This window comes from Psychromonas sp. (assembly GCF_047632955.1).
Classification (GTDB): domain Bacteria; phylum Pseudomonadota; class Gammaproteobacteria; order Enterobacterales; family Psychromonadaceae; genus Psychromonas.
The window spans coordinates 1-18066 of record NZ_JBLIED010000055.1; the positions used below are offsets into that span (position 1 = coordinate 1).

Below are 18066 nucleotides of genomic sequence, written 5' to 3' on the forward strand. Positions count from 1 at the left end.
TGTAATAGTGAAGCTCAATGATAGACCAAGAAGGAAACTAAATTACAAAACACCAGCCACATTAATGGCTGAACACATGGTGGCTATAGCTGCTTAGCGGTTATGCACTTCAACGTTGAATCTGCCAGGCATATAGTTTGCCATTATTCTATGTAAACCATATTGTGCATAGACATAACCAATTGAAACATTGAGCATTTCAAACATCAGCCCTTTACCCTGGTCCTGCATGTTTATTGAATAACCCAAATGGCATGCTTGAAAGACCCCAAGTACGATATTTGTAAAATGGCAGGCACAAATAATTTTTGATCTTTCCTTATTTAAACCGACAAGCGCAATGGCCGAACCCGCGATAAAATTAGCAAAGTGACTTTCAACGCGTTTTTTAACTTCATTAACACTAAAATAACCATCATTTCTAGATGGCTCCCATTGCGAAAGATGCTGTTGATTATTTCGTTCATAAGCCGCTAAAAGATGAAAATCTTCCGCTTTTAAAACGGTGATAAATAAATTCTCGGTAATTAACTCTGGAATGGAATTCTGCATGCATCTCTCTTTGAAATATAACAAGACGGCAGAATTTCTCCCTTTTATGAAGAAATTCTTTTTCTGAAAATTAATTATTATTAAAAAATGGATGAAAGAATGTTAATTTCCGTAAAGCCATAAGGAGTGAGTTATTCTACAACCTCAAACTTTTTTAGCTCTTTTATTTCTTAAACACAAGGTTATAGGTCACCGGTACTGCCGTGCTTATTGATGCTAACATCGCCGCTGAACTCAGCATCTCTACTCCCTCTTCTAGTCCATAGTCATTTGCATTAATAACAAGCGGTTTTAAAGAAGTAACCCGCACTCCTTCATTACTTAGCTTGGTAACTTGAACGTCATAGCTAAGCTCATGAGAAACCCCGTGAAGAGATAGGTTAAATTTAACCGATTCAATATAAGAATCACCCGCATTTAAGTTTGACAATTTTTCGACGTTAACAGAGCCACTCACTTTTGCTACTAGAAACTTAGATGTTTCAAATAGCATCGTTTTCATTCTTTCATTACGGATATCTATATTTGTTTCAACACTGCTAAGATCAATATTTACGCTCACTTCGCCAGCGTCATTGATTGAACCATTTATTTGACTGAAGCTGTGAACCTCAGCTACTTTTGAGTTCTTAAGTGAAATAAAGTTAATACTTGATTCACCCTTTTGTAGCTGCCATTGCGCAAATGCACTCGGTGATAAAAACACCAATAACAATGCAATTATAGAAATACCTTTCATAAATCAATCTCCAATTAAATTTTAGTTAAGATGTAATATGTCATCGGCATAACAAGGCTGTAGAATTGCTTTTTATACTTAGTCATAACAATATCTACCTTTCACCACTGAATAAATAATATATCTAATAAACATAAAAACAAGATAAAACCAGAGAAAAGTAGGAAGGATAAAATGCTGATAGCTGATAGTTGATAGCCGAATTACAGATATAAAAAAGGCGCTTTAAAAGCGCCTTTCCAAACTTGATTTAAACAATCAATTATTTACGTTTTACCGCTTTCGCATTTGGTAAATCTGTAATTGAACCTTCATAAATTTCAGCGGCAAGGCCAACTGATTCGTGAAGTGTAGGATGCGCATGAATTGTTAAGGCTATATCTTCAGCATCACAACCCATCTCAATCGCCAGACCGATTTCACCTAACAGTTCGCCGGCATTGGTACCCACGACAGCGCCACCGATAACACGATGCGTATCTTTATCAAAGATAAGCTTGGTCATACCAGCAGTACAATCAGATGCTATTGCGCGACCGGAAGCAGCCCAAGGGAAAACAGATTTTTCATAGTTAATTCCCTGTTCTTTTGCTTCTTTTTCAGTCAGACCAACCCAAGCCATTTCTGGCTCAGTGTAAGCGATTGAAGGGATTGTTTTAGGATCAAAATAATGCTTTTTACCCGCAATCACTTCCGCTGCCACATGTCCTTCATGCACACCTTTATGCGCAAGCATCGGCTGACCGACGATATCGCCAATCGCATGGATGTGCGGCACGTTCGTAAGCATCTGCTTATCAACCTCAATAAAGCCACGCTCGGTCACAGTAATACCGGCTTTTTCAGCATCAAGAGAAAGACCGTTTGGTACACGGCCAACAGCGACTAAGACAGCATCATAGGGTTTCGCTTCGCCAGGTGCATTCTGACCTTCAAAAGAAACATAAAGCGCATCTTCTTTAGCTTCAACGCCGGTCACTTTAGTGGACAGCATGATGTTGAATTTGCTCTTCACTTTCTTAGTGTATACCTGCACGATATCAATATCGGCAGCAGGCACTAACTGGTCTGCAAATTCAACCACATCAACTTCAGAGCCTAATGATTTATACACAGTCCCCATTTCCAGACCGATAATACCACCACCTAAAATAAGCAGGCGCTTTGGCACGCAACGCAGTTCTAGTGCATCGGTTGAATCCCAGACACGGGAATCATCATGAGGAATGAAAGGTAACTTAACCGGACGGGAGCCCGCGGCAATAATGGCGTTATCAAAGGTAACTGTGGTATTTTCATCGTCACCCTGGACTTCAATGGTATTTGCGCCAGTGAATTTACCAAAGCCTTTCACTACGGTCACTTTACGCATCTTAGCCATGCCCTGTAAGCCACCGGTAAGCTGCGTAACCACTTTATCTTTCCAGAGACGAATTTTATCAACATCCGTTGATGGTTCGCCAAATAAAACACCGTGTTCAGCAAGTGCTTTGGCTTCTTCGATTACTTTAGATACATGCAACAGTGCTTTAGAAGGGATACAACCAACATTTAAACAGACACCACCCAGTGTACTGTATTTTTCTATTATGACTGTTTCTAATCCTAAATCAGCAGCGCGGAATGCGGCTGAATATCCTGCAGGACCTGAACCTAATACCACAACTTGTGCTTTAATTTCTTTACTCATTTTGACCTCTATATTTTAGCCGTTACGTCAGAAAAACGGTTGAAGTGTTGCGAGTCTATTTTATTGTTAAATAAATGCAAAACAAAAGGTCGACAAATGCCGACCTGTTAACAAAATTATAGAATTAATGTACGTAGATCAGTTAGATAATTGTTAACCGCAGTGATGAAACGAGCACCCTCTGCACCATCAATAACCCGGTGATCATAGGAAAGCGCAAGTGGAACCATTAGACGAGGCTCAAACTCTTTACCGTTCCATAATGGTTTCATCGCAGACTTAGAAACGCCTAAAATAGCAACTTCAGGCGCATTTACGATCGGGGTAAACTGTGTGCCGCCGATACCGCCAAGACTGGAGATAGTCATACTGCCACCCTGCATATCTCTGGAGGTTAATTTACCGGCACGCGCTTTTTTCGAAATTTCTCCGAGTTCACGCGAGATCTCGTAAATCCCTTTGTTTATTACATCTTTTACCACGGGGACAACCAGACCGTTTGGTGTATCAACCGCAATACCGATATTGATGTATTTTTTCAGGATCAAACTTTCGCCATCTGCTGATAATGAAGAGTTGAAATCAGGGTATTGTTGCAATGCTTTAGCCACCGCTTTCATCATAAACACTAACGGACTGATTTTCAGCCCTAAGTCACGCTTAGCCGCAATCGCATTTTGTTCTTTACGGAACGCTTCAAGTTCAGTGATATCCACTTCATCAAATTGTGTAACGTGCGGAATGGTTACCCAGTTACGATGCAGAGCCGGACCTGATATTTTTTGAATACGGGAAAGCGGTTTAACTTCAACTTCGCCAAATTTAGCAAAATCAACTTTAGCAAAAGGAAGCACTTGTAAACCACCACCGCCGCCACCAGATTTAGCCAGCAACAACTGTGCTTTAACATAAGTTTGTACGTCTTCTTTAGTGGTACGGCCTTTAATACCTGTTGCCGGAATAACGGCAAGATCCAGGTTAAACTCACGTGCAGTACGGCGCACCGAAGGAGAGGCTTTAATTGAACCGGCAATTTCTACCTGTGAAGGAGACAATTGAGCTGCAGCAGGAGCCGCTTTTGGTGCTTCAGCGACAGGCGCTGCGGCAACCGGGGCAGCGGCAACTGGAGCTGCTGCCGGTGCTGCTGCACCTTGTACTTCAACGATTAGAACTAATGAGCCTTCGGACACTTTATCACCCGCAGCCACTTTAATTTCTTTTACCACACCGGCAAACGGTGCAGGTACGTCCATTGACGCTTTGTCGCCTTCAACCGTTATAATATCTTGATCTGCAGCAATGCTGTCACCAACAGAAACTAACACTTCGGTCACTTCAACTTCGTCACCGCCGATATCGGGCACGGTTATTTCTTTTAGCTCAGCCGTTACAGCTGCAGCAGGAGCCGCAGGAGCTGCTTCTGCCACAGGAGCTTCAGGTGCTGCTTCTTCAGCAGCAGGCGCTTTAGCAGCAGCTGATCCGGCAACTTCAACGATCAGCACAAGATTACCTTCAGAAACACTGTCACCCACTTTTACTTTAATCTCTTTAACTGTGCCGGCAACCGATGAGGGAACATCCATCGATGCTTTATCACCTTCAATCGTTAAGACATCTTGATCGACAGCGATAGTGTCACCAACTGAGACTAAAATATCAGTAATATCAGCTGCATCGGCACCAATATCAGGCAGTAAAAATTCTTTTAATTCAGACATAATAATTTTCCTAATCAATAAAAGATGCTGTTATTTTGCAATAACAGCGCCTTTGATTTACGCAAATAATGGGTTGGTTTTGTTTACATCGATAGCAAATTTAGCAATAGCTTGAGTGACGACTGCACGTTCGATATCACCACGCTTGGCAAGCTCTGTTAATGCCGCAACAACAACATATTCTGCATTAACTTCAAAGTGACGACGTAAATTTTCACGGCTATCACTGCGACCGAAACCATCAGTACCAAGCACTTTATAGGAATCACCTGGAATAAATGCACGTACTTGCTCAGCATAGTTTTTCATGTAATCCGTTGCCGCAATCGTTGGCTCATTACCTAATACCTGAGTAATGTAAGCCACTTTTTGATCAGCTTCCGGGTTAAGCATATTGTGGCGCTCAACATCCTGGCCTTCGCGGGTTAATTCATTAAATGAAGTCACCGAGAAAATATCAGACGCGACGTCATATTCTTCGCTTAGAATGACCGCTGCTCTGCGTACTTCATTCATGATAGAGCCTGAACTTAATAATTGCACCTTGCTGCTGCCGGTGTGTGATTGAAGTTTGTAAATACCTTTACGGATACCCTCTTCAACGCCTTCTGGCATGGCCGGCATGGCGTAGTTTTCATTCATAACCGTCAAGTAGTAGTAAATATTCTCCTGTTTCTCACCGTACATACGCTCAATACCATCTTGAACGATAACAGCAAGTTCGTAGGCAAAGGTCGGATCGTATGAGATACAGTTAGGAATAGTATTTGCCTGAATGTGGCTGTGACCATCTTCATGCTGTAAACCTTCACCGTTTAGCGTCGTACGACCAGCTGTAGCGCCTAATAGGAAACCACGAGCCTGTTGATCGCCCGCCATCCATGCCATATCGCCAATACGTTGGAAACCAAACATAGAATAGTAGATGTAGAATGGAATCATCGGTAAATCATTGGTGCTGTAAGAGGTAGCCGCTGCCACCCAAGAAGACATTGAACCTAATTCATTGATTCCTTCCTGAAGTACCTGGCCCGATTTTGTTTCTTTGTAGTAAGAAACTACGCCGCGGTCTTCCGGTGTGTATGCCTGGCCATCGGGATTGTAGATACCCACCTGACGGAACAGACCTTCCATACCAAAAGTACGCCCTTCATCGGCAATAATAGGAACAATGTTTTTACCTATACCTTTGTCTTTTAACAGAAGGTTTAGAATACGTACGTAAGCCATGGTGGTTGAAATTTCACGTTTTTGCTCTTGTAAAAGCGGTGCAAATTTTTCTAGCGTCGGTATCGCCAGTTTTTCAGAAAACTTAGGCGAACGTTTCGGTGTGTAACCGAGTAGCGCTTCACGATGACCGTGTAAGTATTTGTATTCGGCAGAGCCCTCTTCCAGTGTCAAGTACGGCAGTGTTGCCGCATTCTCATCACTTAACAAGTCTTGCAGGCCTAAACGATCACGTAAGCTTTGAATATGTGATTCGTTCATTTTCTTCACGCCGTGAGCAATATTTTTACCCTCAGCCGCTGCGCCCATACCGTAACCTTTAACGGTTTTCGCTAAAATAACCGTTGGTTTACCCTGCGTATCCTGAGCATTTTTAAAGGCGGCATAAAGTTTAGATGAGTCATGACCACCACGCTTCAATGCGAAGATTTCCTGATCTGTCCAGGTTGCGACCAATGCAGCAGTTTCAGGATATTTACCAAAGAAGTGTTCACGTACGTAAGCACCATCTTTTGATTTAAAGGTTTGGTAATCACCATCAACGGTCTCTTCCATTAACTGCAGCAGTTTACCCGATGCATCCTGCGCAAGCAGAGAATCCCAGTTACTGCCCCAGATAACTTTAACAACATTCCAGCCGGCACCATGAAACAGGCCTTCAAGTTCCTGAATAATACTGCCGTTACCCATTACCGGGCCATCTAAACGCTGTAAATTACAGTTAATTAAGAAACACAGGTTATCCAGTTTTTCACGCGCAGCAAATGATAAAGAACCACGAGATTCCGGCTCATCCATCTCACCGTCACCGAGGAAAGCATAAACACGCTGATTGGAGGTGTCTTTTAAATCACGACCATCAAGGTATTTTAGAAAACGTGCCTGATAAATAGCAGCAATTGGACCCAGACCCATAGAAACAGTCGGGAACTGCCAAAATTCAGGTAATAGTTTTGGATGCGGATAAGAAGGAATCCCTTTTCCATCAACTTCCTGACGGAAGTTATCAAGTTGCTCAGCACTCAAACGACCTTCAAGAAATGCACGGGCATAGATACCGGGAGAAATATGCCCCTGGTAATAAACTAAATCACCACCATCATTTTCATTCGGTGCACGAAAGAAATGGTTAAAACAAACTTCGTAGAATGCCGCAGCAGACTGGTAAGAGGCCATGTGACCGCCTAAATCCAGTTCTTTTTTTGAAGCACGCATTACGATCATGATCGCATTCCAGCGGATAATAGAACGAATACGCTGCTCTAATTTAACATCACCGGGATAGTCAGGCTGCTTTGAAAGCGGAATAGTATTAATATAATTTGTATTAATATCCGTTGGTAACTTAACACCCTCTTTACGAGCTTGTTCGGTTATTTTTTTAATTATGAACTGAGCACGTTCAGTCCCTTCATCTTCAAGAATTGTTGCCAGAGCATCAAGCCATTCAGAAGTTTCTTGTGCATCAATATCATTTAGGATGTCAGTCATGACATTTTCCTTCTTCTCACGAGAAAATCTCAACCCGAAGGTTAAGCGTTTTATGTATAACTATTTAGATTAACCATTACCTGTTTCACAACACGTTTTGGATAATGCCGCCTCGGCAACAAGTAATATAAATAGTTACTTGATTTGAGCTGTTTTTTAGCAAGTTAAAAACGCCCTAGCGCGCGTTTAAATGAACTTTCTTCACGTAACATCACAAGACGTGTTTCTTCGATATAAATTAAATGTTGTGCTGATGCTTGTTGCGCGCTTGCCGGTTGTTTGGAAAGAATAGCTTCAAGCAATTGCAGACGATGTTGGTGAATTTTTTCAGCCACTTCGGGATAACCGTAAAGTTGCTGTATATTATCGGCGATGTTTTTTTCCAGCAGAGGTTGAATACCACGTGCTAAATGTAAAAAGACCACATTGTTAGAAGCCTCTATGACGGACAGATAAAACTGTGCAACGTGCTGAATCTCTTTTTCTATATCACCGTTCTGACGGGATGCTTCGATCGCGGCAAAAGTACTTTTTATTTTTTCAAAATCACTGGATGACCCTCGAAGAGCCGCGTAATAAGCAGAAACGCCTTCCAATGCATAACGAAATTCAAGTAGGTCATACTGTGATTCGGGGTGGGTATTTAAGAGCTCAAATAAAGGATCGGTTAATCGCGCGCGCAACTCTTCTTTAACATAGGTGCCTCCGCCCTGACGACGGTTAAGTAACCCTTTTGATTCTAAGCGCTGCATCGCTTCACGCAGTGAAGGGCGAGACACATCAAATTTTTTAGCCAGTTCGCGTTCCGAAGGTAATTTTTCACCGAGCTCCAAAGAACCGTCTAGAATCATGCTTTCAAGACGATTTTCAATCACATCCGCAAGTTTCGGTTGCTTGATTTTTGTGTAACTCATAATGCCCTTAATAAACAGAAACTTTGTCGGCAAGCTAATTGGTATTACCACTTTACTTTTAGTCATCTAAATTAACAATTATTTTACCAGACGTCTAGTGAATATTGACATATATCAAAAAATACCCCTTTCTATTGCAAGGACATAACGTATTTAATCCCGTACAAGACAAAAGGTAAGACCAATTTGTTACGACTGTTAATAGAATGTGATTAAATTGTATAGCGCAAAATACATGTTTTTTTTACGCGATACAATGTTGTGTATTTAAATAACAGCAACTACTTGGGAGTGTGAAACATCTTTTGTTGGTAAATTATCTTAGGTGTTTGTGTATTCACAACCACCAGCGGAGAATTATCTCCAAAAATACGCACCAGCAAGGGGCTTAGATATCAGCATAAAAGTACTACTGCCGTTATATTCAGGAAGGTTATATTTCAACCAAACTAACGAAATAGATTAGATCATAAAATCAATAGAATTAAAGCGTGCTCAAAGTCACCTACAGGGGGAAATGAAACGGCGTTTTGTATAAAAAAAGATCGGTGTTTTTTATTCTAAAGAGTCGTTCCGTGAACAACGATAAGCTTTTACTTATAATTTATAATGATGTTTTCTCAAAAACCAACAATTGCGGAGCTGCCGATAATTGCTCATAAATAATCTTAGATCAATTACTTCCCTCTTTGGCCGTATTTCATCAATCTTATTATAACTATTGTGGAATACAGAGTTAATTATTGTTATGTTACAAGTAACATTTAATGGACGATATTATGATCAAGAAAAAAAGACCCACCCTGCAGGATGTTGCCAATATTGTTGGCGTGACCAAAATGACCGTCAGTCGTTACCTGCGCGATCGGTCTCTGGTTTCTTCTGAAATACAGACAAAAATTGCACTGGCATTGGAAGAGCTGGGTTATATTCCAAACCGGGCTCCGGATCTACTCTCTAATGCCAAAAGTCATGCGATAGGGATCCTTGTTCCCTCTTTAACTAACCAAGTATTCTCTGAAGTTATTCGGGGCATTGAAAAAGTGACTCAAGCCGCGGGATACCAAACCATGTTCGCTCATTACGGCTATAGCGCAGAGCTCGAAGAGAAACGCATCAGCTTCCTGTTATCCTATCATATTGATGGTTTAATTCTTTCTGAAAGTCATCATACGGCCCGCACCTTAAAAATGATTAAAACAGCAGACATTCCCGTTATTGAAATGATGGATGTTGCATCACCCGCTATTGAACAAGCTGTGGGTGTGGATAATCTCGAAGCCGGTTATCAGATGGTTTCAACGATGATTGCACGCGGTTATAAACATATTGTATATCTTGGTGCCCGTTTGGATGCACGTACCCGATTCAGACAACAGGGTTATGAAAAAGCGATGCAGGAGCATGGTTTAACCACTAAAAGCGTGATGACGGAAGCGCCTTCTTCATTTACTTTAGGGGCTGAATTATTAACCCGCACCCTCGCAGAGCAACCACAAACAGATGGTTTATTTTGTACCAATGATGACTTGGCGATTGGGGCTGTTTTTGAAGCACAGCGCTGCGGCATTAAGATCCCCGACCAGATTGCCATTGCCGGTTTTCATGGCCATGATGTTGGCCAGTCTATGGTCCCTAAATTAGCCACGGTGATAACCCCCCGCGAAGAAATCGGCCGAGTAACGGCGGAGCAGCTTATTGCCCGATTAAACGGTCAAGCGGTTGACCATAAAGTTATTGATCTGGGCTTTACAATCCAAACAGGTGAAAGTATTTAAAAATTGCTGGTAGATATGATATAAGGGGGTGATTCTTCTTATGAGCCCCCTATACAAGACCAAATCCATTAAGTTCATGCCCATTTATGTTTGTTAAAACACATACTAGCTTCGTGATTTATTTTATAATTAGAACAACTAGTTACTGCAATCAATGCCTTGTTTTCATGCATTTTTCGGCGCCTAAATAGATCATCTAATTAGTGGAATTGGTATAACATCCCGCACTACACTTACGAAGTGGCCAGCAATAAGTAAAACCAACCTTGAATAATTATTAAACAGCAAAAACTAGTATGTAAAATATAACTATGATTTAATTAATACATCATATCTATCTGAATTATCGCAATGTTATTTCGTGTTATAGAAATTTTATTTCCTATGTTTGCTGTTGTCCTAATAGGTTATATTTGTGCGCGCCGCACTTCAATCAATATGGCCTCGATCAATAAACTGAATTTAGATTACTTTTGTCCGGCACTTGTTTTTGCTTCTCTGGTAAATATGCCCTTAGGAACAAAACAGGTAAATCTAATTTCAGCTACCTTTATTGCTGTTTTACTGCCTGGTCTGCTGATGTGGATAGTCTGCCGCATTTATCGTTTAGATATAAAGGTATGGCTGCCGCCACACATGTTCCGCAACAGCGGTAATTTAGCGATCCCGCTTTTTGTGTATACGTTTGGAGAGATGGTTAAGGGTGATGCCGTATTATTGATGGTGCTGTCAACTTGCATACAAATGACCTTAGGACTTTTTATCGTCAGTGGCGCAAATAAGCACGGAATAAAACAATTACTGAAAATGCCGATCATCTATGCAACCATTGTGGCATTAACGCTTAATTTATCCGATGTGCATATCTGGAAACCGCTATTAGAAGCGGCAAGCTTACTCGGTGAAAGCGCCATTCCATTAATGCTGTTTTCGTTAGGAAGTCAGCTTATTTATCTGAATCGCTCGGGCTTAAAAATTGGACTGATTAGCACGGCCACCTCTCTGCTTAGCGGTGCGATCACTTTTGCCGTCATACTGTGGTTAATTCCTTTAGCGCATATCGAGCTGCAAATGATGGTGCTTTTTACCATGTTACCCCCCGCCGTAATGAATTATTTATTTGCAGAAAGGTATCAACTGGATGGTTCGACGGTTGCCGCTATGGTGCTTTACGGAAACGTTTTATCCTTATTTACCATGCCGTTATTGCTGTGGTTTGCATTAACCATACTGTGAAATATTCCTACTCTAAGGCTAAGCTTATAGACTTGCCATCAAATATACGCCTGCTTACTTAGCGCAGTTATCTTGGTTTAATTAATCTATTCAATGGCTTTAATGCAGCCTTCGACAATCTCTTTAAATTTGCCGTTAATATCCATTTTAATAATGCTTTTTTCATCTTTTTGCGGCAGTTCCAACCCATCAAACTGGCTTTTCAGCCGTCATCTCAAATATTGCAGGTTACACACAAAAAAATAACCCTATAAATTCAGATAGATAAAATAAAACACAAGAAATTACAAAGCAGCTGGAAAGTGGATTAAAATAGATGCTCCTCAGAAAACAGAGCAAAACTTAAGCGCTTTTAGAATTGTGACCCAACACACAGACGCGCCACTAAGTTACCGGTAACATTCACAGCAGTTACCGGTATCCTATTTGTGACTACGTATTTATAATTTCAATATACGCTCATTAAGACAAGGAATCTCAATATGAAAAAGCTTCACAAGACACTACTATCTGGTGTTATTGCCAGTTTGCTTTCAACCTCTGCACTGGCTGCCGATTTTGTGTTTAAAATGCAATCATCAGATCCCTCCGGTGATAAAAACTTCCAAGTTCAGCAGCAATGGGCTGACCGTGTTGGGAAAATGTCTAATGGGCGTATCGATATTAAATTATTACCCGTAGGCAGTATTGTTAAGCATTCTGAAACGCTAGGCGCGATTAAAATGGGCATATTAGATGGCCATATAACCGCAACAAGTTATTTCTCGGGTCAGGATCCGGCCTTTGGTTTAATTGGTAATATGGTCGGGGCATGGTCAGATACAACACAATTATTACAATACATGAACTACGGTGGTGGTAATGAGTTAATGACTGAATTGTACGCCCCCTATGGTGTGAAATTTGTCGGAGCTTCAACAACGGGAGTAGAATCTTTTGTCTCTAAAGTGCCCCTTAATGGTGTTGATGATTTAAAAGGCCTAAAACTCCGTGCTCCCGAAGGATTGGTTCAACAGGTTTTTGCCGCCGCAGGTGCTTCACCGGTTAATCTACCGGGTTCTGAAGTCTTCACTGGCCTTAGCAAAGGGGTTATTGATGCAGCGGATTATACTGTCTTTTCGACCAATCAAACCAATGGCTTAAATGATATTGCTCCGCATCCGGTGCAGCCGGGCTTCCACTCTTTACCTTTAATCGACATCTCTGTTAGCCAGAAAAAATGGGATAAATTACCCATGGATCTGCAGGAAATATTAACCGTATCGGTACGTGATTTTTCTTACGATATGACCACCCAGCTGAAAATTGCAGATCAGGCGGCAGTCAAAATAGCACAGGCAAATCCTGAGATCACTATTCATGACTGGTCGGATGTAGAGCGTAAAAAATTCCGCAGCATCGCCCAGAGTCAATGGAAAGTCTTTGCTGAGCGTTCAGAAAATGCAGAAAAAGTGTATCAGTCAGTGACCAACTTCTTAGCTGATAACGGTCTATTGTAAGTCACTGTTTGAAGTAATCATGCAAGGGTTACTCCAACCCTTGCTTTATCTGGAAATGCGTTATGTCTATTAAACAACCAGTATCACAAAATCATACCTTCGAGGATGAACAACCCAAAAACAAACTGGATGCCGCGATTATAAGTGCGGGCAACTGGCTGAGTTTGCTGTTTATCTTTACGGTTTTGATCTCCTTCTATGAAGTTGTGATGCGTTATGTTTTTAACTCACCCACTATATGGGTGCATGAAACGGCTTCATTTATTGGCGGTTCTTTATTTGTGATTGGCGGCTTATATGCCTTTGCTGCCAACAAACACGTACGTGTTGTGCTGATCTACGATGTTGTTTCAGAGCGTACCCGTCACTACCTTAACTTAGTGCATCATATTATAGGCATCATATTCTCGGCATTGATGGCCTATGGTGCTTACACCTTGGCAGAAAATGCGTGGTTTTCCCCTTCCGGTGAATTACGTTTAAACACCTCCGGCAGTGCCTGGAATCCTCCTTTTCCGGCACTATTAAAAGCAATTATTTTTGTTGCCTTTTGTATTCTTACTATTCAATTTTTACTGCATTTGATTGCCGAAATCAAAGTGCTAAGGAAGCATTCTCATGTTTGATTTATCAGCTATTGGTATCGGCTACGGCAGTTTATTAATGTTATTTATGATGATTGCCCTACTGTTAACGGGAATGCAGCTGGCATTTGTGACCGGTTTTGTGGCGCTGTTTTTCACCGTCGGCTGGTTCGGAATTGAGACTTTGCCCTTGATGACCAGCCGTTTATATAGCTTTGTTGATAGTTATATCTTTCTTGCTGTACCGATGTTTGTGTTGATGGCCGCACTGCTGGACAGATCCGGTATCGCCCATGACCTGTTTGAGGCGATGAAGTTATTTGGCAAACGTGTGCGCGGTGGTGTCGGAGTTCAGACGTTACTGGTGGCGATTATATTGGCTTCAATGTCAGGTGTTATCGGTGGTGAAACCGTGTTACTGGGTATTCTTGCGCTGCCGCAGATGCTGCGTTTAGGTTATAACCGCAAGTTGGCCATTGGCGTCACTTGCGCCGGTGGTGCCCTAGGGACCATGCTGCCGCCCAGTATCGTGCTTATTATTTATGGTTTAACGGCCAGTGTCTCTATCGGCGATCTGTTTAAAGCATCGTTCTTACCGGCTTTTATACTTGCCATCTTCTATATCCTGTATGTGTTGATACGCTGCAGAATAAATCCATCCCTGGCCCCCATCCCCAGTGCCGAAGAGTTGGCCAGGGATGCCGAAACGCAACCGAATTTTTTCAAGGCACTGTTCTTCCCGTTATTATCTGTTGTTGTTGTGCTCGGCAGTATCTATACCGGTGTGGCATCGGTTACTGAAGCATCGGCCCTGGGTGTTGTCGGTATTATGCTCAGTACCTGGATCCGTAAAGAGCTGTGTTTTGCAATGCTTAAGGATGCAGCGATTGCGACCATGAAAACCTGCGGCATGATCATCTGGATAGGGATAGGAGCAAGCGCCTTAGTCGGGATATACAACCTGATGGGCGGTATTGATTTTGTGGAAGTCACTATATTGTCACTGAGTGGCGGAAATGCAACGGCAACCCTGCTTATTATGATGGGCATCTTATTAGTTTTAGGGATGTTTCTTGACTGGGTAGGGGTCGCGCTATTAACCATGCCAATTTTTGTACCCATCATTGTCGGCTTAGGGATGGATCCGGTTTGGTTTGGTGTGGTTTTCTGCCTCAATATGCAGGTCTCTTTTCTTTCACCTCCCTTTGGCCCCGCTGCCTTCTATTTGAAATCGGTCGCCCCCAAAGATATCAGTCTGGGGGAAATATTCAGTGCACTGGTGCCTTTTATCTGCCTGCAAGTTTTAACCCTAGGTTTGGTTATCATCTTCCCAGTTCTCGCTTTGTGGTGGAGATAATGGGCAATATTAACGGAACTAATTTATTCGGGAAGGTGAACCATGAAGCGATATAAAATAGTCATAATGGGCGTTTCCGGCTGCGGTAAAAGCTCCATCGGCAGCAAATTGGCTGAGCAGTTAGGCCTGACCTTCTTTGATGGCGATGATTATCATTGTGCGGAAAATATTGACAAGATGAGCCAGGGTATTCCGCTTACGGATAAGGACAGACAGGGCTGGTTATCAAATTTGAATAAACTGTTTCAGCAACGCACTGAAGGTGTTGTTGCCTGTTCTGCATTAACCGCTGAATACAGAAAAATCTTAAAACACAATAATAAAGAGTTGCTGTTCGTTTATTTACAGGGGGATTTTGAAACGATTTGGCAGCGTCATCAAAATAGAACAGATCACTATTTCAAGGGGAAAGCCCTGCTTGAAAATCAGTTTGCTACTTTAGTTGAACCCAATCCATCGGAAGCGTTAATTATTGATATTCGCCAAACTGTTAACGAAATTGTGACTGATATTATCCAAAAACTAAGTTATTTAAAGAGTAAATAAATTTTCTAATCTACTGAGATACCGAGATCCTAATGAATAATAAAATAGATATTGCCGTGATCGGCTTGGGCGTAATGGGTGCCAATATGGCACTAAATTTATCCGAGAGGGGATTTTCGATAGTTGCTTTCGACACAAATGAGGCGCGTCGCCGCGACACCGTTAAACGCCACCAGCCGTTAGCGGCTGCAAAACTACAGACGGTTGCTTCTCTTTCTGAGTTAATCGAGCAACTTGCCAGACCACGGCGCATTATACTCTCTGTTCCTGCCGGCGCTATTGTGGATATTGTCTGTCAGGATTTGCTGAGCGCAGGTTTACAGCCAGATGATATTGTTATCGATACGGGCAACAGCGAATGGCGCGACTCAATCGACCGGGCAGAAACGTATAAGGGTAAATTCAACTTCTTTACCTGCGCTATTTCCGGCGGAGAAATAGGTGCCCGGTTTGGGGCATCATTAATGCCAAGCGGTGATAAAACCGTATGGCAGCAGCTAAAACCGATGTGGCAGGCTATTTCTGCGAAGGTCGATCCCGTTACCGGTACAGAAGTTTCGCGCAGCCAGGTAGATCAACCATTACCGGAAGGCGCACCCTGTGCTGAATATATTGGCCCGATTGGCTCCGGTCATTTTGTAAAAATGGTGCACAACGGTATTGAATATGCCGACATGCAGATGATTGCTGAAATAGTACAATTTATGCGTCAAATTTTGACCATGTCGGCGTCCGAAGTTGGGGCGGTATTCAGCCTGTGGAATAAAGGAAAACTGCAAAGTTATCTGGTTGAAATTACGGCTGACATTCTTCAGGCTATCGATCCTAAAAGCGGGCAACCGCTGGTTGATGTAATCATGGATCAAGCCGGTCAAAAAGGCACAGGGAACTGGACCGCACGTGAAGCCTTGGCACTCGGCGTACCGGCAACGGCTATTACCGCTTCGGTATTTGCACGCTGCCTGAGTACCCAAAAGGCGATTCGCCAAATCGGTGCGACACAGTTAACCGGCCCGGCTATCAGCACCGAAGATAAAACCCTGTGGATTGATAAACTCGCAGACGCGCTGTACTGCTCAAAAATCTGCAGCTATGCGCAGGGGTTCGAACTGATGTCTGCGGCAGAAAAAGAGCATAACTGGACGCTTGATTATGTTTCAATCGCCAATATATGGCGTGGCGGTTGTGTTATACGCGCACACTTTTTAGACGATATATCTAAAGCCTATCAAGCTGAGCCTGAATTACTCAATTTAATGCTCGCAGAAAGGTTCACCGACGGTCTGGCGAAAAGTCAGTTATCCTGGCGAGAAGTATTAACCACTGCCATTATGCAGGGGATGCCGATGCCGGCCATCAGCGCAGCAATGAGCTATTACGATTGCTACCGTGAAGCTGACTCATCTGCGAGCCTGATTCAGGCAATGCGCGATTATTTTGGCAGCCATACTTATCAACGTAAGGATCAGGATTCAAAACAAAGTTTCCATTACGATTGGCACTTTGGTGGTGGAGAGCAAAAGGCTGAACATTAATACCAAATTCATTATTATTCTATTCATATATGCAGCTAAAAATGAATAGAATATTTTACGATAAAAAATGACAAATAAGGTACTACTAATACAAGTCAATCCAAGGTTTAAAAGACCTGCACTAACATACGGATACCGGTGATGATTAGGCTAACGGCAAAAATACGTTTTAATAACTTAGCATTCAGGTAGGACGATGCTCGAGCACCGATTGGGGCAAACAACACCGTTAAAGGTATAAGAAAAAAACAAGCTAAAACATTGACTAAACCATAGGTCATAGGCGGTGCATCAGGCGCTGATTGTCCGATAATTAATAAACTTAGCGCGCCCGGGAAAGCAATTAAAAATCCCACTGCAGCAGCGGTTCCCACGGCCTTATGAATAGGATAATTAAACGCCGTTAAACTGGGAACTGTTAAGGTTCCACCGCCAATCCCTATCATCACGCTGAAAAAACCAATAGTGGTAGCCATTATCCCTTTACCCGGCGTGCCGGGTAATTCATTGGCCAAAGGTTTGGCACCCGCTCTTAAAATCATATTCAAGGCGGCCATGATGGCGATAACACCAAATAACCCGCTTAACCATAACCCATTAACTTTAGTCACCATCACCGAGCCCGCTAGCACCCCCAGAATCACAAATGGCGCGAGGGTTTTAAGCAGGGGGAAATCCACATTGCCCCTTTTAAAATGGGCACGAATAGAACTAAGAGAGGTAAAAACCATGGTCGCGAGGGAGGTCGCAGTTGCAATCGGCATGGCCGTTTCAGGACTAACGCCTATTATTTGAAAAACAAAAAACAATACAGGGACTATTATTATGCCCCCTCCCACGCCAAGCAGCCCCGCTAAAAAGCCAGCTAAACAACCTGTCGCCATTAAACTAAGAGTGACAAATAACAGTTCGTTTGAAAATTCCATTTCGTTAATACCTTGTTCACCATGTTATTTAACTTAGCATCTTAAAGTTGTTGTTTAACTTTTCCTAATAAAGATTGCAAATTATGAAGTGCTTCCATCGCGGACTTGCTCATTTTTTTTATTTATCCACTGCTCGTTATTAAGTCCCTTGGATTCAAATAATAAGTGCATAACTTGAATAGGTAGAAAAAGCGGTCAGCTGAATATATGCTAATCGCTTTTTCTCCGGCAAGAGATGCAACAATGAAAACATATAAACAACTGACCTATGAGC

Annotated in this window: 14 protein-coding genes; 7 read left to right on the forward strand and 7 right to left on the reverse strand. The window is 42.3% G+C overall.

What is annotated here, in order from left to right:
* Positions 1–93: 93 nt before the first annotated feature.
* The 6 genes from ACJAZP_RS18380 to pdhR form a co-directional block, all read right to left on the reverse strand.
* Entirely contained in the window at positions 94–552 is a 459-nt protein-coding gene (locus tag ACJAZP_RS18380; protein WP_415232203.1) for a GNAT family N-acetyltransferase, read from the reverse strand.
* A 163-nt stretch (positions 553–715) separates the two neighbouring features.
* Complete coding sequence (locus ACJAZP_RS18385) at positions 716–1291, reverse strand: YceI family protein (protein ID WP_415232204.1); 576 nt, start codon at positions 1289–1291, stop codon at positions 716–718.
* Positions 1292–1553: 262 nt separating this feature from the next.
* The gene (lpdA, locus tag ACJAZP_RS18390) at positions 1554–2981 is read right to left on the reverse strand and encodes a dihydrolipoyl dehydrogenase (RefSeq protein ID WP_415232205.1); all 1428 of its coding nucleotides are present in this window, start codon (positions 2979–2981) and stop codon (positions 1554–1556) included.
* Between the two features lie 116 nt (positions 2982–3097).
* Positions 3098–4699 (reverse strand): dihydrolipoyllysine-residue acetyltransferase, encoded by a 1602-nt coding sequence (aceF, locus tag ACJAZP_RS18395; RefSeq protein WP_415232206.1) that lies wholly within the window; start codon positions 4697–4699, stop codon positions 3098–3100.
* Positions 4700–4756: 57 nt separating this feature from the next.
* Complete coding sequence (gene aceE, locus ACJAZP_RS18400) at positions 4757–7417, reverse strand: pyruvate dehydrogenase (acetyl-transferring), homodimeric type (protein WP_415232207.1); 2661 nt, start codon at positions 7415–7417, stop codon at positions 4757–4759.
* 164 nt (positions 7418–7581) lie between these two features.
* Positions 7582–8331: a pyruvate dehydrogenase complex transcriptional repressor PdhR gene (gene pdhR / locus ACJAZP_RS18405; RefSeq protein ID WP_415232208.1), complete on the reverse strand. Its 750-nt coding sequence runs from the start codon at positions 8329–8331 to the stop codon at positions 7582–7584.
* A 779-nt stretch (positions 8332–9110) separates the two neighbouring features.
* On the opposite strand from pdhR, the gene gntR reads away from it, so the two are divergent.
* The 7 genes from gntR (at position 9111) to gndA (ending at position 16866) form a co-directional block, all read left to right on the forward strand.
* On the forward strand, positions 9111–10109 hold the full coding sequence (gene gntR, locus ACJAZP_RS18410; RefSeq protein ID WP_415232209.1) for a gluconate operon transcriptional repressor GntR: 999 nt from the start codon (positions 9111–9113) through the stop codon (positions 10107–10109).
* A gap of 351 nt (positions 10110–10460) precedes the next feature.
* Positions 10461–11345 (forward strand): AEC family transporter, encoded by an 885-nt coding sequence (locus ACJAZP_RS18415; protein WP_415232210.1) that lies wholly within the window; start codon positions 10461–10463, stop codon positions 11343–11345.
* Positions 11346–11827: 482 nt separating this feature from the next.
* Positions 11828–12844 (forward strand): TRAP transporter substrate-binding protein, encoded by a 1017-nt coding sequence (locus ACJAZP_RS18420; protein ID WP_415232211.1) that lies wholly within the window; start codon positions 11828–11830, stop codon positions 12842–12844.
* A 62-nt stretch (positions 12845–12906) separates the two neighbouring features.
* Positions 12907–13470 carry a TRAP transporter small permease subunit gene (locus tag ACJAZP_RS18425; protein ID WP_415232212.1) on the forward strand — a complete coding sequence of 188 codons (564 nt, stop codon included), beginning with the start codon at positions 12907–12909 and terminating at the stop codon, positions 13468–13470.
* On the forward strand, positions 13463–14785 hold the full coding sequence (locus tag ACJAZP_RS18430) for a TRAP transporter large permease (protein ID WP_415232213.1): 1323 nt from the start codon (positions 13463–13465) through the stop codon (positions 14783–14785). Before ACJAZP_RS18425 ends, ACJAZP_RS18430 begins: the two co-directional genes overlap by 8 nt.
* 42 nt (positions 14786–14827) lie before the next feature.
* Positions 14828–15331: a gluconokinase gene (locus ACJAZP_RS18435; protein WP_415232214.1), complete on the forward strand. Its 504-nt coding sequence runs from the start codon at positions 14828–14830 to the stop codon at positions 15329–15331.
* A 32-nt stretch (positions 15332–15363) separates the two neighbouring features.
* Complete coding sequence (gene gndA, locus ACJAZP_RS18440) at positions 15364–16866, forward strand: NADP-dependent phosphogluconate dehydrogenase (RefSeq protein WP_415232215.1); 1503 nt, start codon at positions 15364–15366, stop codon at positions 16864–16866.
* Positions 16867–16973: 107 nt separating this feature from the next.
* Here the strand turns inward: gndA and ACJAZP_RS18445 are convergent, their stop codons facing one another.
* Positions 16974–17792: a sulfite exporter TauE/SafE family protein gene (locus ACJAZP_RS18445; RefSeq protein ID WP_415232216.1), complete on the reverse strand. Its 819-nt coding sequence runs from the start codon at positions 17790–17792 to the stop codon at positions 16974–16976.
* Positions 17793–18066 lie beyond the last annotated feature (274 nt).

What these genes read in the sequence shown, in the direction of transcription:
- ACJAZP_RS18380 (WP_415232203.1), bottom strand. Translation starts at nt 552, where the DNA reads ATGCAGAATTCCATTCCAGAGTTAATTACCGAGAATTTATTTATCACC.
- ACJAZP_RS18385 (WP_415232204.1), bottom strand. Translation starts at nt 1,291, where the DNA reads ATGAAAGGTATTTCTATAATTGCATTGTTATTGGTGTTTTTATCACCG.
- lpdA (WP_415232205.1), bottom strand. Translation starts at nt 2,981, where the DNA reads ATGAGTAAAGAAATTAAAGCACAAGTTGTGGTATTAGGTTCAGGTCCT.
- aceF (WP_415232206.1), bottom strand. Translation starts at nt 4,699, where the DNA reads ATGTCTGAATTAAAAGAATTTTTACTGCCTGATATTGGTGCCGATGCA.
- aceE (WP_415232207.1), bottom strand. Translation starts at nt 7,417, where the DNA reads ATGACTGACATCCTAAATGATATTGATGCACAAGAAACTTCTGAATGG.
- pdhR (WP_415232208.1), bottom strand. Translation starts at nt 8,331, where the DNA reads ATGAGTTACACAAAAATCAAGCAACCGAAACTTGCGGATGTGATTGAA.
- gntR (WP_415232209.1), top strand. Translation starts at nt 9,111, where the DNA reads ATGATCAAGAAAAAAAGACCCACCCTGCAGGATGTTGCCAATATTGTT.
- ACJAZP_RS18415 (WP_415232210.1), top strand. Translation starts at nt 10,461, where the DNA reads ATGTTATTTCGTGTTATAGAAATTTTATTTCCTATGTTTGCTGTTGTC.
- ACJAZP_RS18420 (WP_415232211.1), top strand. Translation starts at nt 11,828, where the DNA reads ATGAAAAAGCTTCACAAGACACTACTATCTGGTGTTATTGCCAGTTTG.
- ACJAZP_RS18425 (WP_415232212.1), top strand. Translation starts at nt 12,907, where the DNA reads ATGTCTATTAAACAACCAGTATCACAAAATCATACCTTCGAGGATGAA.
- ACJAZP_RS18430 (WP_415232213.1), top strand. Translation starts at nt 13,463, where the DNA reads ATGTTTGATTTATCAGCTATTGGTATCGGCTACGGCAGTTTATTAATG.
- ACJAZP_RS18435 (WP_415232214.1), top strand. Translation starts at nt 14,828, where the DNA reads ATGAAGCGATATAAAATAGTCATAATGGGCGTTTCCGGCTGCGGTAAA.
- gndA (WP_415232215.1), top strand. Translation starts at nt 15,364, where the DNA reads ATGAATAATAAAATAGATATTGCCGTGATCGGCTTGGGCGTAATGGGT.
- ACJAZP_RS18445 (WP_415232216.1), bottom strand. Translation starts at nt 17,792, where the DNA reads ATGGAATTTTCAAACGAACTGTTATTTGTCACTCTTAGTTTAATGGCG.